Source organism: Thermus sp. NMX2.A1, assembly GCF_000511705.1.
Taxonomy (GTDB): domain Bacteria; phylum Deinococcota; class Deinococci; order Deinococcales; family Thermaceae; genus Thermus; species Thermus scotoductus.
In genome coordinates this window covers 1-914 of sequence record NZ_ATNI01000132.1, presented here as the reverse complement: position 1 = coordinate 914, position 914 = coordinate 1, and the positions used below count along the sequence as shown (strand labels likewise).

At 60.5% G+C, this 914-nt stretch carries 2 protein-coding genes and 1 pseudogene; all 3 read left to right on the top strand.

Features of this window, described 5'->3' with window-relative positions; genetic code table 11:
- Positions 1 to 232: pseudogene (locus TNMX_RS12735) on the top strand (hypothetical protein); the annotation flags it as partial.
- A gap of 92 nt (positions 233 to 324) precedes the next feature.
- Positions 325 to 606 carry a type II toxin-antitoxin system Phd/YefM family antitoxin gene (locus TNMX_RS12355; protein WP_038032651.1) on the top strand — a complete coding sequence of 94 codons (282 nt, stop codon included), beginning with the start codon at positions 325 to 327 and terminating at the stop codon, positions 604 to 606.
- A 115-nt stretch (positions 607 to 721) separates the two neighbouring features.
- A complete protein-coding gene (locus TNMX_RS13495; RefSeq protein ID WP_256378180.1) occupies positions 722 to 856 on the top strand; it encodes a hypothetical protein in 135 nt (44 codons plus the stop codon).
- The last annotated feature ends 58 nt before the right edge of the window (positions 857 to 914 follow it).

Sequence of the window (914 nt, the reverse complement as noted above, 5' to 3'; positions counted from 1 at the left end):
GGGCTCAGCCCGCAGGGCTAGCGTTCTGGTGAGGCGTGGGACGAAGGTGCGGGATCATAAGTTCCCCCGACCCGAGTCTGTGTTTAAGCTCCTTTACTTGGAGGCGGAGCGTCAGGAGGGGAGGTGGTCTGAGCGGCGATTGAAGGGCTTTGCTGAGGTGCGGGAAGTGCTGGAGAAGATGCTTCTGGAGAGGTATGCCCCCCGTACACAGACGCTTACACATAAATCTTGACACGACCGCTAGGGGGCTCATGTATAAGTGTGAGAAACAAGTTGGCCAACCATGGTCATATGTCCTCTCCTTAGGGGGAGAGGGGATTACCGATGCCCAAGGCGGCGGATCGGAACAAGAAACTGGTCAACATCGCCGAGGCCAAGGCCCAGCTCTCCCGGTTGGTGAAGCGGGTTGAGCGGGGGGAGGTCATCCTTATCGGGCGGTATGGGCGGGTGGTGGCCAAGCTGGTGCCGCCCGACGCCCCTCCCAAGCCCAAGCGGGTGCCAGGGGTCTGGAAGGGGAAGGTCTGGATCGCCTCGGATTTCGATGAACCCAATGCCGATATGGCCCGGATGATGGAGGAAGGTCCGGTTGAACCTGTTGCTCGATAGCCACATCTTGCTGTGGTAGCTTTCCGATGATCCAAGGCTGAGCCGCAAGGCCCGTCGGCTGATTGAGGGGGCCGACCAGGTCTTCGTGAGCGCCGCAACCACCTGAGAGCTTGCCGTGAAGGCTTCCCTGGGCAAACTGCGGATGCCGGAGGGTTTTGTGGAGGTGGTGGAGGAAGAGGGGTTCACCCATCTCCCCATCACCCCGGTACACGCCATGGTCGCCTACGGAAGATTCGTGATCAGGGTCTGATCCCGTGCGAGCGACCATCTACCTACCCGATGACCTTGCTCAGGCGGTGGAGGCTTAC